The sequence below is a fragment of the Streptomyces koelreuteriae genome, assembly GCF_018604545.1.
GTDB classification, from domain to species: Bacteria; Actinomycetota; Actinomycetes; order Streptomycetales; family Streptomycetaceae; genus Streptomyces; species Streptomyces koelreuteriae.
On sequence record NZ_CP075896.1, the window covers coordinates 6,173,868 to 6,190,252 of the forward strand.

The window sequence follows — 16,385 nt, forward strand, 5'->3', positions numbered from 1 at the left end:
CGGCGCCGGCCTCAGACGTACCGTTCCATCAGCCCCGTCGCATACGCCTCCAGCCGCCCGCCCAGCACCTGAGGTGTCAGGTCGGTCCGCCCCAGCTCCCGCCAAGGAACCGCCAGCTTCGCCGCGTCGGGGACATAGGCCAGGGCGTCGAGCAGCCGCCAGTACAGATGGTCCGGGCCGTCGGCGAGGGGCCGGCCGCCGCGTGCCTCGTAGCGCTCCCGGAAGCCGAGGCCGTACTCCGGGCCGTGCAGCAGCGCGAGCGCCGTCGAGCAGTGGGCGACGTCCAGGTCGGCGGGGCCCCAGGAGGTCTCCACCCAGTCGACGACACCGCCGATCCGCAGCCCGGCCCCCGAGCCCGTGAACAGCACGTTCCCGGGATGGAAGTCCCGGTGCAGGAAACAGCCCTCGTACGGCGGGGGATCGCGGCGGATGACGTCCACGGCCCGCTCCCAGCCCGGCGGAACGCCCTCCGGTGACGTCCACGCCTGGTACGAGCGCGGACGCTCCTCGGGAACGACCCGGTGGATCCGGGCCAGTTGAGCCGCGAGCAGCTCCACGCGCGCGTCGAGGTCCTCCTCGTCGACCCGGACCCGCCCCGGCAGCACCGACATCAGCAGGGACGGATGGTCACAGTGCTCGGCGGTCGCGTCCACGCCGATCAGCTCCGGGGCGGGCACACCCTCCTCCCCGCCCAGCAGCGTCAGCACGTCCGCCTCGCGGGACAGCAGCCCGGGGGCGTGCCGCCGGAAGAAGGGCTTCACGAAGGTCCGCAGGGCGAGGGCGGTGCCGTCGTCGAGGGTGAGCCGCCGCATCTGGGCGCTCCAACCGCCCTGCAGATAAGCCGACTTGTCGACCGTACGGCTCTCCGGGAGCTGCTTGGCCACCCACGCCCGGGTCGCCGTCCAGCCCTGCTCGCCGAGCCCGGCCAGCAGGGCCGTGACGAACGCCCGCCGGTCGTCGGGACGGTCCCGGAACCACAGGCCCAACCGGTGCTCCGCCTCGGGCAGTTCCCAGTGGGTGAACTGCGCGCGCCGGGCCAGGGCCTGGGAGACGGCCTCCGTCACGGCGGGCGGGATGACCTCGTCCGTGCCCGGCACCGCGAGCACCGCCCGCCCCTCGTACGACCCCAGCACGTCGAGCGCGGACGACGTACGCCAGCCGCCGGACCGGCGGATGATCTCGCTGAACCGTCCGTCGCCCTGCCCGAACGGCACGTCCCACGCCTCGGCCGCGTACACCGCGGGCGCGCACAGCCCCAGGGCCGCCACCCGGTCCCCGTAGTGCCGGGCGAGATCGGCCACCGTCTGACCGCTCATGCTGAACCCGACCAGGACCATCGGCACGTCCCCGCGTGTCTGCGCGTCGATCACGGACACGGCCTGCTCGAAGCGGCGGCGCAGGCTCAGCTCCCGCAGCAGGCCGGTGCTCTCCCCGTGCCCCGAGAAGTCGAAGGCGAGGACGTGGCAGCCGTGCGCGGCGAACTCCGACAGCAGCGGCATCAGCCGCTCCTTGCTGCCGTTGCCCGCGCCGTGCAGGACCACGGCGGTCGCTCTCGCCGACGCACGGGCTCCGCCGTACAGCCCGCTGAGTCGTTCACCGCCGAAGGCGTGCGTGAAAGGGGTCAACTCCAGCTCACTCATACGGCCATTCACTCACGCCGCGCAGGGCGGTGACGGGTGAGTGGGGGAGGCGCGACCGACGAGGGGCGGTCACAGCCCGGGCGCCCCCCACACCGGGAACCAGCGGCCGAGATCCTGCTCGATCCGCAGATCACCGGCGAGCGCCGACCGCACCTGGAGCTCCAGCGCGTTGTCGCGCCGCTGCGCCTCGCCGCCGGGCAGGGGAGCGAACGGGTAGAACGTGCCGCGCTTGTAGAGGTAGACCAGCGCGAGCCGCCGCCCGGCCCGGTCCCGGAACCCGGCGAGGGAGCACAGCAGTTGCGGCCCAAAGCCGTTGACCTCCATCTGGCTGTTCACGGCGTGCAGGTCGTTCACGAGCGCGTGCAGTTGGTCGGGGGCGCGGTGCGAGACCAGCCAGGAGTAGCCGTATCCGTCCTGGCGCAGTTCCACCGGTGGACCGTCGCGCTCGGTGTCGGCGTCCAGCAGGGCCTGCACCTCGCGGTGGCTCTGCTCGAAGGCCGCGCCCTCGACCGTCGCGTAACACACCGCGCCCTGCCCGGTCGGGGTGAAACCCGCCGCGGCCTCCAGGGTCACGGCCGCCGACGGCAGCGCGAACAGCCGGTCGAGATCCGGCGCGACCGGCTTGGTCCGGCCGAGCAGAATGTCCAGCAGCCCCATGCCCCGCTCACACCCCTCCGGGTGCCGCCGCCTCGCCCAGCTCGGCGGAGATCCGGCCCAGTTGGTCGAGGCGCTGCTCCAGGCTCGGGTGGGTCGAGAAGAGCCGCGCGACACCGGGCTCGCGGCCCAGCGCCGGGGTGAAGTAGAAGGCGTTGAAGGCCTGGGCCGTGCGCAGGTCCTTCGTCGGGATGCGGGCGATGTCGCCGGAGACCTTGGTGAGGGCGGAGGCGAGCGCCGAGGGCCGGCCGGTGAGCAGCGCGGCCGCCCGGTCGGCGGCCAGTTCCCGGTACCGGGACAGGGCCCGGATCAGCAGGAAGCTCAGCGCGTACACGGCCGCGGACACACCCATCACCGCGGCGAAGATCACCGCGGTGTTCTGGTCCCTGCGTCCCCCGCCGAACAACTGCGAGTAGAAGGCGAACCGCACGATCAATCCCGCGATCACCCCCAGAAAGGACGCGACCGTGATCACGGCGACGTCCTTGTGCGCCACATGCGACAGCTCGTGCGCGAGGACGCCCTCCAGCTCGGCCGGCTCCAGCCGCCGCAGCAGCCCGGTCGTCACACAGACCACGGCGTGGTCCGGATTCCGCCCGGTCGCGAACGCGTTCGGCATGTCCATATCGGAGACGGCCACCACCGGCTTGGGCATGTCGGCCATGGCACACAGCCGGTCCACGACCCCGTGCAGCTCGGGAAACTCCTCCCGCTCCACGACCCGCCCGCGCATGGCGTACAGCGCGATCCGGTCGGAGAACCAGTACTGAGCCCCCAACAGCCCCGCCGCGACCACCACGACGAGCACCCAGGACCTCAGCAGCACGATCAGCGCCGCGACGAACCCCACGTACAACAACCCGAGCAGGAACAGCGTGATCCCCATACGGGTGGTCAACCGCCGGTCGCTCCGGAAGCGGCTGTGCATCTGCATCACCCCGCAGTCAGGCACTCGTCCCACTGCCAGTGTGCACCCGGCCCCGCCCATGAACGGGTCGTGATCACCCCCAGGACAGGCAAAGCCGTCAGCCGCCCGCGTCCACCGCGTACCCGGGCACGGACGGCCACCGCACGGTCAGCACCACCGACTCCTCCTCCGCCACCCAGGAGTGATCGACCCCACGCCCCCACACGACGTAGTCCCCCTGCCGCTCCAGCACCACACCGCGCCCGGGCAGCTCCACCCGGAACCGCCCACTGATCAGCACCAGCAGCGCGGTCCGCTCCTCCCCCCGCACCCACTCCGCCCGCTCGTCACCCTTGGGATGGACCCCCCACTTGACCTCGACGGCCTCACTCCGCCGAGGATCCCCACCCCCCTTGAAATGCCCGAGCAACCACCCCCGGTCCAACGCCGCGTCCACACCCGCGTTGCCCACATACACAGAGTCGTCCACGCGCCGGGACGCTAGCAGCCACTCCGGAGCAGACGCCGGGCCCGCGCCAGGAGTTCATCCGCCTCCGCGTCCGCCCGCAACGCCGCCGCCGGATACCAGGCCCGCGCCGACCGGGCGGCCCGTGCACGGAGTTTCCCGTCCGGATCGTCCAACAGCCGTACCGCGGCCCGCAGCCGTACGACCCCGCCCCGCGCCTCCAGCAACCGGAACGCCGCCACGCGCACCGGCCGGGACCGCCCCGGCGCGAGGCGCTCCGCCAGCCATGCCTCGGGCAGCAGCGCGGCCGACGGCAGAAGGGCGAGGGTGGCCTCCCGTACGACACCGGGAGCGGGATCATCGAGCAGCGGACGCAGCCGCTCCGTGTCCGTCACGTCCAGCGTGCGCAGCCCCGCAACGGCCCGGGCCCGGACCGTCGGCGCCGGGTGGGTCAGCAGCGGGTACAGCAGCTCGGCGTCCCCGCGCTCCCCGCACTCCGCCAGCCCGATGGCCGCGCCCGGCGGCAGGGCCGGGTCCCCCGCGTCCGCGCACAGCTCCCGGTACCGGCGCAGCGGCTCCGCCCCGGACTGCCGTACGACATACCGCGCACAGGCCCGCACCACCGCCGACCGGTCGATCAGGAACTCCGCGGCCCGCTCGGCCCGCCCCGCCCGGCGCAGCGCGGTGACACCGGCGGACCGGACCCGTGGATTGCGGGCGCCGAGCAGCGCTTCGAGCACGTCCTCCCCGTCCCCGCCCTCCCGTACGGCGGCCAGGGCCGCCTCGGCGCACAGGTTCTGGACGACGACATCGTCGTCCCGGGCGGCGGTGCGGGCGAGCCGGGCGGGGGAGAGGAACGACTCCTCCACGGCCACCCGGTACACGAACCGCCGCAGTCCGCGGTCCGGGTGCCCGAACAGCGAGTCGAACATCCCCCGGGGTGCCCGCCGGAGGACCTCACCGAGCAGCTCCACGCCGTACGTCCCCCGCTCCCGGCGGCCGACGCGCAGGATCAGGGGCGCGAGGGAGACGGCGGTGTCCACGTCGAGGCACTCCCGCAACAGCTCCCGCGCCGCCTCCCGCACCGGCCCGGCCCAGTCGGCGGCGCGCACGACGACCAAGGGCACCAGCGCGGGATGTTCAGCGGCCAGGGCGAGGGCCGCCTCGCGGGTCCGGCCGTCCGGGTGGCACAGGGCGAGCGCGAGCCACGACTCGACCGGCTCCTCGGCGCGAACGGGCTCCGGCCGCCGCCGGGCCAGCCGCAGCAGACCACGGTCCTTGCCTTCGGCCGGCTTCCGGATCTGACGGACCCGGCCCTCGACCCAGGCCCGGTCCGGCAGATCCCGTGCCCGGTACCACCCCCAGGAACGCACCCCGGCGTCCAGAGCGGTCCAGGCACGCGGATCGGCCACGTCGAGAACCTCCGCCAGCAGCCCCCCGCCGGCCAGCCGCGCCGCAGCCGCTTCCCCACTCCTGACGTCCTCGTCCATCTCCGCCCCCGCTCGACCTGCTCTTCCGGAGGAGCGTAGGGCGCCCGTCCGGGCTGGTCGCGCGAATTACCCGGTCGTCCGGGCCGCTACGTCTGCTCGCCGGACCCCTGGGCGTCCTCGCCGACGCCTGCGCTGACCAGCCCTGTCTCGTAGGCGACGATGACGGCTTGGACGCGGTCGCGGAGGCCGAGTTTGGCGAGGACGCGGGCGACGTGGGTCTTGACGGTGGTCTCGGCCAGGTGGAGGCGGGCGGCGAGTTCGGCGTTGCTGAGGCCTCGGGCCAGCAGGCCGAGGACCTCCAGTTCACGCGGGGTGAGCGAGGCGAGGTCGCGGTGGAGGGCGGCGGTGTCGCTGCCGCGCTGGGTGAACCTCTGTACGAGGCGGCGGGTGATGGCGGGCGCGAGGAGGGCGTCGCCGGTGCGGACCGTGCGGACGGCCGCGGTCAGCTGCTCGGGGGTGACGTCCTTGAGGAGGAAGCCGCTGGCCCCGGCGGACAGGGCGGCGTAGACGTACCGGTCGAGGTCGAAGGTGGTCAGGATGATGACGCGGGGTGCGTCCAGGGCGCCCGTGAGGATGCGGCGGGTGGCCTCCAGGCCGTCCATCTCGGGCATCCGGACGTCCATCAGGACCACGTCGGGCCGGGTGCGGCGGACCGCTTCGACCGCCTCGGTCCCGTTGGTCGCCTCGGCGACGACATCGATGCCCTCGGCGCCGAGGATCAGCCGGAATCCGGTGCGGACCAGGGTCTGGTCGTCGGCGAGGAGCACGCGCAGCGGCTCGGTCACGGCGTCTCCAGGGGGATCAGGGCCTCCACGCGGTAGCCGCCGGTCAGGCGCCGGCCGGTGCGCAGGGTTCCGTCGTGGACGGCCAGGCGCTCCCGCAGGCCGATCAGGCCCCGGCCGTTCCCGGCGGCCGCGCCCGCGCCCGGCTGCCCACCCGTGTCGGTGACTTCCACCCGGAGCCGCTCCGGGCCGTACTCGACGGTCACGGCGGCGGTGGCCCCGCGGGCGTGCTTCACGGTGTTGGTCAGGGCTTCCTGGACGACGCGGTAGGCGGCGAGTTCGAGGCCGGGCGGGAGAGGGCGGGGCGGGCCGGTCACGGTCAGGCCGACGGGCAGTCCCGTGTCCCGGACCCGCCCGACCAGTGTTTCCAGCTGGTCCAGGCCCGGTTGAGGGGCCGGCACCGCAACCGAATCGGCGGTGTCCCTCCCCTCGCCCTCGTCGGCCATGGTGAGCAGCCCCATGACATGGCGCAGTTCGGTCATGGCCGCGCGCCCGCCCGCCTCCACCGCGAGCAGCGCCTCACCGGCCTGCTCGGGGGAGGCTTTCATGATCTTGCGGGCTGCGCCCGCCTGAATGATCATCACGCTGACGTTGTGCGTGACGACGTCGTGCAGTTCGCGGGCGATCCTGGCCCGCCCGTGCTCGACGGCCCGGCGCAGCGCCTCGGCCTGTTCGCGCTCCAGGGCCAGGAGCCGGGCGCGGCCCTCGTCGGTGCGGAGTTTCCAGGTACGCAGGCCGACGGCGGCCACGGCCATCGGGACGAGGATCAGCAGGGCGATGTAGTGGTGGGGGACGATCGGAATCACCGAGTTCCCCGAGGTGCCGACCAGGACGACCGACACCGGCAGCGCCGCCAGGGTCGCCACCCGGTAGGGGCTGTACACGGCGGCGCTGTAGACGGCGATGACGAACGCGTAGAAGGTCAGCCGCATCACGCTCTGCGGTGTCGCCAGCGTCGCGGCCGTCACGACGCACAGCACGGCGAGCGGGTAGCGGCGGCGCAGCGCCAGGGCACCGGAGGCGACGACCGCGAGGGTCACCATGTAGGCCAGGCCGCCGGGCCCGGACGGGCGCGGCACGACGATCTCCACGCCGGGCGCGATCTCCCGCATCACGACGACGTTCACGTTGTCGATGCCGTAGTGGACGGTGGCGACGGCGAGTGCCAGCGCCACCAGGCCGTCGAACCGCCACGCGCGCGGGGTGGGGCGCAGCGGGGGACCGCTCGGCAGCCCGGCCTCGCGGAGCGTCCGGCGGGCCGCTTCCCGTAACCGCTCCAGCGTCGTACGTACGTCCGTCACCGGGTCATTGTCGTCGCCGCGCGGGGACCGCGGAGTCCGTCCCGACGGTCATTTCCCACCGCACCGGATACACCACGCGACTACATCGCAGGGATGACGTCTGCACGCATCCTCCCAGCGCGGTACCGCAAGGGGTTCGGGCGGGCGACGCGCTCGGACCGGACCCGCTCCTAGCGTTCAGGCGGCCAACCGCCCGTACCCGAGGAGCCTTTCATGACCCAGCCGATGATCGAACTGCGCGAGGTGAGCCGACGGTACGACGACGGCCCGCCCGCGCTGCACGAGGCCACGCTGACCGTGCGGCCCGGCGAGGCCGTCGCGATCCTCGGCCCTTCCGGCAGCGGCAAGTCCACGCTGCTCAATCTCATCGCGGGCCTGGACCGGCCCGACACGGGGACCGTCACCGTGGACGGGCTGCGGGTGGACCGGTTGGGCGAAGCCGCGTCGGCGCTCTACCGGCGCTCCAGGATCGGCATGGTCTTCCAGTTCTTCAACCTGCTCGACGATCTGACCGTCATCGACAATGTCGTCCTGCCCGCCCGCCTCGCGGGCCTGGCACGGGGCGTGGCGCACCGCCGGGCGGTGGAAGTGCTGGAACTACTGGGCATCGACCGGCACGCCCGCGCCTACCCGGGGCGGTTGTCCGGCGGCGAGCGGCAACGCGTCGCGGTGGCCCGGGCCTTGATGAACCGGCCGGCGCTGCTCCTGGCCGACGAACCGACCGGGGCCCTGGACACGGCCGCCGGACAGGACGTCAGCGGGCTGCTCACCGCCCTCAACGCCGAGGGCCAGACCATCGTCGTGGTCACCCACGACCTGGCTCTGGCCCGGTCCTGCACGAACCGAACGGTCAGGATCGCCGACGGCCGGATCACCGAAGACGTGCCGTCGCGGGCCGTCACCCCGGAGGCCGCCCGATGAGCGCGCTCGGCAAGGTGGTGCGCTCGGGGGTGGGACGACGCCGGGTGCAGACGCTGGTGATCGGGCTGGCCACGATGATGGCGGTGGCCGCCTCCGTCCTCGGCGGCACCCTGCTGGTGGTCTCCGGCGCGCCCTTCGACGACGCCTTCGCGGGACAGCACGGCGCGCATCTGTCCGTGGAGTTCGACGCGGGCGAGGTGAGTGCCGGGCAGCTCGCGCGGTCCAGGGACACCGGCGGGGTGAGCGACGCGGCCGGGCCGTTCCGTACGGCGACGGTCACACCGCGGTCGGACGGGGCGGGCCCCGGAGGGCCGATGACCGTGGTCGGCCGGGGAGATCCGGGCCGGGCCGTGGACGAGGTGGCCCTGCTGGACGGGCGGTGGCCCACGCGCTCCGGCGAGATCGCCCTGTCCGCCGACTCCTCGCTCCTCCCGACCCTGGGCATGAAGATCGCCTTCTCCGATCTGCCCGGCGGTCCGGCCCTGACGGTGGTCGGCGTGGCCCGGTCGGTCACACGGACCGCCGACGCCTGGGTGGTCCCGTCCCAGATGCCGGCGCTCACCGGTCCGGACAGCGGCGGCTACCAGATGCTCTACCGCTTCACCGCCGCGGGCACCGCCGCGCGGATCACCGCGGGGACCGAGGCCGTGACGCGGTCCCTGCCACCGGGAGCGGCCGTCGGCGAGACGTCCTGGCTCACCGTCAGGAAGAACGCCGAGCGCGACACCGCCCTCTACGTCCCGTTCCTCATCGCCTTCGGCACCCTGGGCCTGGTCATGTCGGTGCTCATCGTCGGCAACGTCGTCGCGTCGGCCGTCGGCACGGCGACGCGCCGCATCGGCATCCTCAAGGCCGTCGGCTTCACCCCGTCCCAGGTGGTGCGCGCGTACGTGGGCCAGGCGCTGATCCCGGCCGCCGGCGGCACGGCCCTCGGTGTCCTCGCCGGCCACCTGCTCGCCGTCCCCGTCCTGGCCGAGACCGAGGAGGTCTACGGCGCCCCGTCCCTGACCATCGCCCCCTGGGTCGACCTGGCGGTGATCGCCGGGGTGCTCGGCCTGGTGGCGGTGACCGCGTGGGCGAGCGCCTGGCGGGCCGGGCGGCTGCGTACGGTCGACGCGCTCGCCGTCGGGCGCGGCGCTTCGGCGGGACGCGGCCGGTGGGCGGCCCGCCTGGCCGGGAGGCTGCCGTTGCCGCAGCCGGTCGCCCTGGGCCTGGCCCGGCCCTTCGCGCGGCCCGCCCGTGCGCTGGCCATGGGCACGGCGATCCTGTTCGGAGCCGTCGCCGTCACGTTCACCGTGGGGATGGGCGCCTCGCTCGGCCTGGTGATGAAGGCCAGGGCCCACGACGCCGCCGATGTCGTGGTGCCCGCGCCCCTGCCGGACTTCGGACCTCAGGGCCCTGACACCGGGAAGCGGTCCGAGGCCGACCCCGCCGCCGTCGCCGCGGTCGTCGAGGCCGCCGCCGGAACCGGGAAGCACTACAGCGCGGCGACGATACGGGCGACCGTGTCCGGCCTGACCGGCACCACCGACGTGATCGCCTTCACCGGCGACGCCTCCTGGGGCGGCTACACGATGGTCTCGGGCCGCTGGATCGACAGGCCCGGCGAAGCCGTGGTCCCCACGCCCTTCCTCGCCGCCACCGGCACCCGCGTCGGCGACACCGTCACCCTGAACGGCCTGGCCCAGCCGGTCACGGTCCGGATCGTCGGCGAGGTCCTCGACCCCCGCAAAGACGGCATGCAGGTCTTCGCCGACGCCTCGACCCTCACGGCCGCGCGTCCCGACCTGACGGAGACGAGCCACCACATCGCGGTCACACCAGGCACCGATGTCACCGGCTACGTCGACGCGCTGAACAAGGACCTGGCACCGCTGGGGGCCACCGCTCAGTCCGGCGGGCTCGACGGCGGCAGCGACGTGGTCGTCACCCTCAACGCGCTGTCCATGATCCTCACCCTGATGCTCGTCGCCGTCGCCGCGCTCGGCGTGTTCAACGGCGTGCTGCTCGACACCCGCGAACGCGTCCGGGAGATCGGTGTCCACAAAGCGCTCGGCATGGCCCCCCGGCAGACCGTCGCGATGGTCCTCACCTCGGTCGTCGTGACCGGCCTGGCCGCGGGCGCTCTGGGCGTGCCGCTCGGCGTCGCCCTGCACGGCTGGGTCCTCCCCGCGATGGGCGACAGCGTGGGGCTCCGCCTCCCCGGTTCCGTCATCGCCGTCTACGAAGCGGCCGAGCTGCTCCCGCTCGCACTCGGCGGCCTGCTCATCGCCGCCCTGGGCGCGCTCCTGCCCGCCGGCTGGGCCGCCGGAGCCCGGACGGCCACGGCCCTGCGCACCGAATAGCGAGGTCAGGTGCGGTACGGGCGGAGAAGATCAGGTGCGGTGCGGGCGAGAAGGCCAGGTGCGGTACGGCGCCTCGGCCCGCTACGGCGCCCGGAAGTTGATGTACCCCAGCAGCACGATCACCGCCGCCACACAGCCGAACACCACGGCCGTGGAGACCCATGACGAGCGGGAGTGGGAGCGTGAGCGTGCGCGGCGGCCGCGTGAGCGGTGGTCGGGGTCGGGACGGAAGGGGACGGGGCCGGGAGGATTGTCCTTCCAGCGCGCGGCGAGCATACGGGCCCGGGCCGAGGGCTCCTTGTGCTCGGCGTCGTCCGCCCATCTGAGGTCGAACTCGCGCTCCTGGCCGTCCTGTTCGTGTTCGGACATTCCCACTCCACCCCCGTGTGGTCCTGAGAGAAGAATAGAACATACGGCCGTGCCCCCGCTGTCCGGACGGACAGCGGGGGCACGGCCGCAATGCTTCGATCAGGCGTCGATCACACGTCGAAGTACAGCTCGAACTCGTGCGGGTGCGGACGCAGCTGCAGCGGAGCGATCTCGTTCGCGCGCTTGTAGTCGATCCACGTCTCGATCAGGTCCGGCGTGAACACGTCGCCCTGGAGGAGGAACTCGTGGTCGGCCTCGAGGCGGTCGAGGACGGCCGGGAGGGAGGTCGGGACCTGCGGGACGCCCGCGTGCTCCTCGGGGGCGAGCTCGTAGAGGTCCTTGTCGATCGGCTCGGCCGGCTCGATCTTGTTCTTGATGCCGTCCAGGCCCGCGAGCAGCAGCGCCGAGAAGGCCAGGTACGGGTTGCCGGAGGAGTCGGGCGCGCGGAACTCGACGCGCTTGGCCTTCGGGTTCGAGCCCGTGATCGGGATACGCATGGCCGCGGAGCGGTTGCGCTGCGAGTAGACCAGGTTGACCGGCGCCTCGAAGCCCGGCACCAGGCGGTGGTACGAGTTCACCGTCGGGTTGGTGAAGGCCAGCAGCGACGGGGCGTGCTTGAGGATGCCGCCGATGTAGTAGCGGGCGGTGTCCGACAGGCCCGCGTAACCGGCCTCGTCGTAGAAGAGCGGCTGGCCGCCGGTCCACAGCGACTGGTGGACGTGCATGCCCGAGCCGTTGTCACCGAAGATCGGCTTCGGCATGAAGGTCGCGGTCTTGCCGTTCTGCCACGCCACGTTCTTCACGATGTACTTGAAGAGCTGCAGGTCGTCGGCCGCGGCGAGCAGCGTGTTGAACTTGTAGTTGATCTCGGCCTGGCCGGCGGTGCCCACCTCGTGGTGCTGGCGCTCGACCTGCAGGCCGGCCCGGTCCAGCTCCAGGGAGATCTGGGCACGCAGGTCGGCGAAGTGGTCGACCGGCGGGACCGGGAAGTAGCCGCCCTTGTAGCGGACCTTGTAACCACGGTTGTTCTCGAGGGCGCCGGTGTTCCAGGCGCCGGCCTCGGAGTCGATGTGGTAGAAGGACTCGTTCGCGCTGGTCGCGAAGCGGACGCTGTCGAAGACGTAGAACTCGGCCTCGGGGCCGAAGTACGCGGTGTCCGCGATACCGGTCGACGCGAGGTAGGCCTCGGCCTTCTTCGCCACGTTGCGCGGGTCACGGGAGTACTGCTCACCCGTGATCGGGTCGTGGATGAAGAAGTTGATGTTGACCGTCTTGTCACGGCGGAACGGGTCCACACGGGCGGTCGACAGGTCCGCGCGCAGCGCCATGTCGGACTCGTGGATGGCCTGGAAGCCGCGGATCGAGGAGCCGTCGAAAGCCAGCTCCTCGGCCGGGTCGAAGGCCTCGGCGGGGATCGTGAAGTGCTGCATCACGCCCGGCAGGTCGCAGAAGCGGACGTCGACGAACTTGACGTCCTCGTCCGCGATGAACTTCTTGGCCTCGTCGGCGTTCTGGAACATCCAGCTCCTCCTACTCCCGACCGTCCCGCCGGGGTGGTAGTTCGTTCGTGCTGCCAGTGCGGGTGGCACACGCTGACGTAGACCCTAGGGACGGGTGATTTCTCTGGCGTGACTCATTTGTTTCGCACAAGTTAACCGGCTCACCCTCCACCGTAGCCCGATCACACCCCGCCGTGCCCTGGTCATTTACGGGCGCAGTACCGTGGACGGGTGGACAACAGGCAAGCACTCGGATCGTGGCTTTCCGGGCCCCGCGCGGCGGCGGAAGAGGCCGGTGTCGACTTCGGATACCGGGGCGAGCAGCTCGGTCTGCCCGAGGAGGGATCCGGCTCGATCGCCCGCCCGGGCCGCCGCCTCGGCGCCCTCGCCGTGGACTGGGGCCTGAGCCTCCTGATCGCATACGGTCTCATCACGCAGAGCTACAACGAGGCGGCCCAGATCTGGGCGCCGCTCATCCTGTTCGCCCTCATGGTGCTCACGGTCGGTACGGTCGGCTTCACCCCGGGCAAGCGGCTCCTCGGCCTGCGGGTCCTCGCCCTGGACACCGGCCGCGTCAGCCCCTGGCGCGCGCTCCTGCGCACGGTCCTGCTCTTCCTCGCGATCCCCGCCCTGATCTGGGACCGCGACGGCCGCGGTCTGCACGACCGGATGGCGGGCACGGTCGAGGTCCGTATCTAGCGCGTCCAGTACGAATGACGAAGGGGCGCCCGGTGTGATCCGGGCGCCCCTTCATCATTCGTGTGCGGAGTGTCAGCGGGCCTTCGGCCCGCCCTTCGGCAGCTTCATGCCCTTCGGCATGGGTCCCTTGGGCAGCGGCATGTTGCTCATCAGGTCACCGAGGGCGCGCAGCCGGTCGTTGGTGGCGGTGACCTGCGGGCCGGTCAGCACGCGCGGCAGCTTCAGCATGGTCGTGCGCAGCTTCTTCAGGTCGACCTGGCCCTCGCCGGTGCCCACGACCAGATCGTGCACGGGCACGTCCGCGACGATGCGGTTCATCTTCTTCTTCTCGGAGGCGAGGAGCGACTTCACCCGGTTCGGGTTGCCCTCGGCGACCAGGACGATGCCGGCCTTGCCGACCGCGCGGTGCACCACGTCCTGGTTGCGGTTCATCGCCACCGCGGGGGTGGTCGTCCAGCCCCGGCCGACGTTGTCGAGCACCGCCGCCGCGGCGCCGGGCTGTCCCTCCATCTGCCCGAAGGCGGCCCGCTCGGCCCGGCGCCCGAACACGATCGCCGACGCGAGGAAGGCGAGCAGGAGGCCCAGGATGCCGAGATAGATGGGGTGACCGATCAAGAAACCGATCGCGAGGAAGACACCGAAGGTGACGATTCCGACTGCCGCGAGTACAAGACCGATCTTCTTGTCGGCCCTGCGGGTCATCTTGTAGGTCAGAGCGATCTGCTTCAGTCGCCCGGGATTCGCAGCGTCCGCTGCAGGTTCCTTCCTCGCCATGGCACGAAGTCTACGTGCCTCCACAAGCGCCGACGACGGCAGTGCCCGCGGGGGCCCCGTGGGGGAGGGGCCGCGCTCAGGGGCGGACGGAGACGGACCGGGAAACGGACTGGTCGAGCACGCGCTGCGCCTCGACCCGGTCCTTGGCGCGACGGCGGTCCTCCAGCACGGAGGTCCACGCGTTGCGGCGGGCGGTGCGCTGACCGCTGCTCATCAGCAGCGACTCGACGGCACGCAGTGCGGTGGTGAAGGACGGAATCGCGGTGGCGCGGACCGGCGCGGCCTGCATGGGTGAGGTCCCCCCTCGGTATGGGTGTACGTGCTGTGAGTTCAGCGTCACTGATTGGTGTTACCAGGGCGTGACCGGCCGGTCAAACACCCATGAAGCCCCGGCGGGGACTGGTGAAACGCCGACGCGGTCCTGACATGTGCCCTCATCTGCGAGGACGGTCAGGACCGCGTCAAATCGGCCGCTACTGGCGAGTAGCGTCTTGTGCGGGAATTCACACGCTTGTCTCACCCTGTGACGGGCGGGGTGGTGACGATGTGTCAGACGGCCTGGGCCGCGATGCGCGCGTCCCGCTGCTCCATGGCCATCCGGTAGAGGCGTCCGGCGCGGTACGAGGAGCGCACCAGCGGGCCGGACATCACGCCGGAGAAGCCGATCTGCTCGGCCTCCTGCTGCAGCTCCACGAACTCGTGCGGCTTCACCCAGCGCTCCACGGGGTGGTGGCGCACGGAGGGCCGCAGGTACTGCGTGATGGTGACCAGCTCGCAGCCCGCGTCGTGCAGCTGCTTGAGCGCGTCGCTGACCTCCTCGCGGGTCTCGCCCATGCCGAGGATCAGGTTCGACTTGGTGACGAGGCCGTAGTCGCGGGCCTCGGTGATGACCTTCAGGGAGCGCTCGTAGCGGAAGCCGGGTCGGATGCGCTTGAAGATGCGCGGGACCGTCTCGACGTTGTGCGCGAAGACCTCGGGGCGGGAGGAGAAGACCTCCGCGAGCTGCTCGGGGACCGCGTTGAAGTCGGGCGCGAGCAGCTCGACCTTCGTCCGGCCGTCCTCGCGGTCCGCCGTCTGCTGGTGGATCTGGCGGACCGTCTCGGCGTACAGCCAGGCGCCGCCGTCCTCCAGGTCGTCGCGGGCGACGCCGGTGATCGTGGCGTAGTTCAGGTCCATGGTGACCACGGACTCGCCGACCCGGCGGGGCTCGTCACGGTCGAGCGCCTCGGGCTTGCCGGTGTCGATCTGGCAGAAGTCACAGCGCCGGGTGCACTGGTCGCCGCCGATGAGGAAGGTCGCCTCGCGGTCCTCCCAGCACTCGTAGATGTTGGGGCAGCCGGCTTCCTGGCAGACCGTGTGCAGGCCCTCGCTCTTCACGAGGTTCTGCATCTTGGTGTACTCGGGGCCCATTTTCGCCCGGGTCTTGATCCACTCGGGCTTGCGCTCGATGGGGGTCTGGCTGTTGCGGACCTCCAGGCGCAGCATCTTGCGTCCGTCGGGTGCGACTGCGGACACGACCGGCTCCCTAGCGATTGATTCTTCGGCGCCCTCTAGGGTACGCCCGTTGATTTGAAACCCGGCGTGGGTGTTCTCCCCTACTGGGGGCTGCCGCCCCCAGGCCCCCGCTTCGGCCTGAACGGCCTCGTCCTCAAGCGCCGGACGGGCTGACGGTTGCTGGTGTTTTCTCGATTGCTCGCGGCTTCGGTTCCGCGTTCTCCAGTACGTCCCTCAGATGCCGCTCCACCACCGGCAGGACCTCCTCGATCGTCACGTCGCGGCCCAGTTCGTTCGCCAGGGACGCGACGCCCGCGTCGCGGATGCCGCAGGGGATGATCCGGTCGAACCACTTGTTGTCGGGGTTCACATTCAGCGCGAAGCCGTGCATGGTGACGCCCTTGGCCACGCGGATGCCGATCGCGGCGATCTTGCGGTCCTCGCGACGCTGGCCCGCGTTGGACGGGGCGTACTCCGGGCCGTTCATACGAGGGTCGAACTCCTCGTCGTGCAGACGCGGGTCGAAGTCCAGGGCCAGCCCGCCGAGCGCGGGGCGCTGCTCGACCGGGTCGCCCAGGACCCACACGCCGCTGCGGCCCTCGACCCGGGTGGTCTCCAGGCCGAACTCCGCGCAGGTCAGGATCAGGGCCTCTTCGAGACGGCGTACGTGCGCCACGACGTCCACCGGGCGGGGCAGCTTCTGGATCGGGTAGCCCACCAGCTGGCCGGGGCCGTGCCAGGTGATCTTGCCGCCGCGGTCCACGTCCACGACCGGCGTGCCGTCCAGGGGCCGCTCGTTGTCCGCGGTGCGCCGGCCCGCCGTGTAGACCGGGGGGTGCTCCAGGAGCAGGACCGTGTCGGAGATCTCGTCGGCGAACCGCGCCGCGTGCACCCGGCGCTGCTCGTCCCAGGCCTCCTGGTACTCGACGGCCTCGTCACCGAACCCCATGCGGACGAACCGCAACCCACTCACGGCAAGCGCCTCCCTCGGACAGGTGTGTCAGGCACGTATCGCGCCCAAGCCACTGTACGTCCGGCCCGAAC

16 protein-coding genes are annotated in these 16,385 nt (G+C 72.0%); 3 read left to right on the forward strand and 13 right to left on the reverse strand.

Annotated features, from left to right (window positions below):
* Positions 1–11: 11 nt before the first annotated feature.
* From KJK29_RS27805 to KJK29_RS27835, 7 genes are all read right to left on the reverse strand, one after another.
* Complete coding sequence (locus KJK29_RS27805) at positions 12–1,640, reverse strand: alpha/beta fold hydrolase (protein ID WP_215121912.1); 1,629 nt, start codon at positions 1,638–1,640, stop codon at positions 12–14.
* A 69-nt stretch (positions 1,641–1,709) separates the two neighbouring features.
* The gene (pspAB, locus tag KJK29_RS27810) at positions 1,710–2,297 is read right to left on the reverse strand and encodes a PspA-associated protein PspAB (RefSeq protein WP_215121913.1); all 588 of its coding nucleotides are present in this window, start codon (positions 2,295–2,297) and stop codon (positions 1,710–1,712) included.
* A 7-nt stretch (positions 2,298–2,304) separates the two neighbouring features.
* Positions 2,305–3,222: a zinc metalloprotease HtpX gene (htpX, locus tag KJK29_RS27815; RefSeq protein WP_215121914.1), complete on the reverse strand. Its 918-nt coding sequence runs from the start codon at positions 3,220–3,222 to the stop codon at positions 2,305–2,307.
* 97 nt (positions 3,223–3,319) lie between these two features.
* Positions 3,320–3,691 carry a cupin domain-containing protein gene (locus KJK29_RS27820; RefSeq protein ID WP_215121915.1) on the reverse strand — a complete coding sequence of 124 codons (372 nt, stop codon included), beginning with the start codon at positions 3,689–3,691 and terminating at the stop codon, positions 3,320–3,322.
* An 11-nt stretch (positions 3,692–3,702) separates the two neighbouring features.
* Entirely contained in the window at positions 3,703–5,157 is a 1,455-nt protein-coding gene (locus KJK29_RS27825) for a hypothetical protein (protein ID WP_215121916.1), read from the reverse strand.
* Between the two features lie 86 nt (positions 5,158–5,243).
* The gene (locus tag KJK29_RS27830) at positions 5,244–5,942 is read right to left on the reverse strand and encodes a response regulator (RefSeq protein ID WP_215121917.1); all 699 of its coding nucleotides are present in this window, start codon (positions 5,940–5,942) and stop codon (positions 5,244–5,246) included.
* Positions 5,939–7,240: a sensor histidine kinase gene (locus KJK29_RS27835; RefSeq protein WP_215121918.1), complete on the reverse strand. Its 1,302-nt coding sequence runs from the start codon at positions 7,238–7,240 to the stop codon at positions 5,939–5,941. Before KJK29_RS27835 ends, KJK29_RS27830 begins: the two co-directional genes overlap by 4 nt.
* Positions 7,241–7,453: 213 nt before the next feature.
* Here KJK29_RS27835 and KJK29_RS27840 point away from each other — a divergent pair, with 213 nt between their 5' ends.
* Both KJK29_RS27840 and KJK29_RS27845 read left to right on the forward strand, forming a co-directional pair.
* Positions 7,454–8,161, forward strand: coding sequence for an ABC transporter ATP-binding protein (locus KJK29_RS27840; RefSeq protein WP_215121919.1), 708 nt, complete (start codon positions 7,454–7,456; stop codon positions 8,159–8,161).
* The gene (locus tag KJK29_RS27845) at positions 8,158–10,506 is read left to right on the forward strand and encodes an ABC transporter permease (RefSeq protein ID WP_215121920.1); all 2,349 of its coding nucleotides are present in this window, start codon (positions 8,158–8,160) and stop codon (positions 10,504–10,506) included. Before KJK29_RS27840 ends, KJK29_RS27845 begins: the two co-directional genes overlap by 4 nt.
* An 81-nt stretch (positions 10,507–10,587) precedes the next feature.
* Here KJK29_RS27845 and KJK29_RS27850 read toward each other — a convergent pair whose 3' ends face one another.
* Both KJK29_RS27850 and glnA read right to left on the reverse strand, forming a co-directional pair.
* Positions 10,588–10,875, reverse strand: a complete 288-nt coding sequence (locus tag KJK29_RS27850; protein WP_215121921.1) for an SCO2583/SCO2584 N-terminal domain-containing protein — start codon at positions 10,873–10,875, stop codon at positions 10,588–10,590.
* A gap of 110 nt (positions 10,876–10,985) precedes the next feature.
* Positions 10,986–12,395, reverse strand: a complete 1,410-nt coding sequence (gene glnA, locus KJK29_RS27855; RefSeq protein WP_215121922.1) for a type I glutamate--ammonia ligase — start codon at positions 12,393–12,395, stop codon at positions 10,986–10,988.
* A gap of 210 nt (positions 12,396–12,605) precedes the next feature.
* On the opposite strand from glnA, the gene KJK29_RS27860 reads away from it, so the two are divergent.
* Positions 12,606–13,073 carry an RDD family protein gene (locus KJK29_RS27860; protein WP_215121923.1) on the forward strand — a complete coding sequence of 156 codons (468 nt, stop codon included), beginning with the start codon at positions 12,606–12,608 and terminating at the stop codon, positions 13,071–13,073.
* Between the two features lie 72 nt (positions 13,074–13,145).
* On the opposite strand, the gene KJK29_RS27865 is transcribed toward KJK29_RS27860, so the two are convergent.
* The 4 genes from KJK29_RS27865 to lipB all read right to left on the reverse strand — a co-directional run bounded on the left by KJK29_RS27865 (position 13,146) and on the right by lipB (position 16,314).
* A complete protein-coding gene (locus KJK29_RS27865) occupies positions 13,146–13,847 on the reverse strand; it encodes a DUF4191 domain-containing protein (protein WP_215121924.1) in 702 nt (233 codons plus the stop codon).
* A 76-nt stretch (positions 13,848–13,923) separates the two neighbouring features.
* A complete protein-coding gene (locus tag KJK29_RS27870; protein ID WP_215121925.1) occupies positions 13,924–14,136 on the reverse strand; it encodes an SCO2195 family GlnR-regulated protein in 213 nt (70 codons plus the stop codon).
* Between the two features lie 260 nt (positions 14,137–14,396).
* Positions 14,397–15,362, reverse strand: coding sequence for a lipoyl synthase (gene lipA / locus KJK29_RS27875; RefSeq protein WP_215121926.1), 966 nt, complete (start codon positions 15,360–15,362; stop codon positions 14,397–14,399).
* A gap of 133 nt (positions 15,363–15,495) precedes the next feature.
* Positions 15,496–16,314, reverse strand: coding sequence for a lipoyl(octanoyl) transferase LipB (gene lipB, locus KJK29_RS27880; RefSeq protein ID WP_215121927.1), 819 nt, complete (start codon positions 16,312–16,314; stop codon positions 15,496–15,498).
* Between the last annotated feature and the right edge of the window lie 71 nt (positions 16,315–16,385).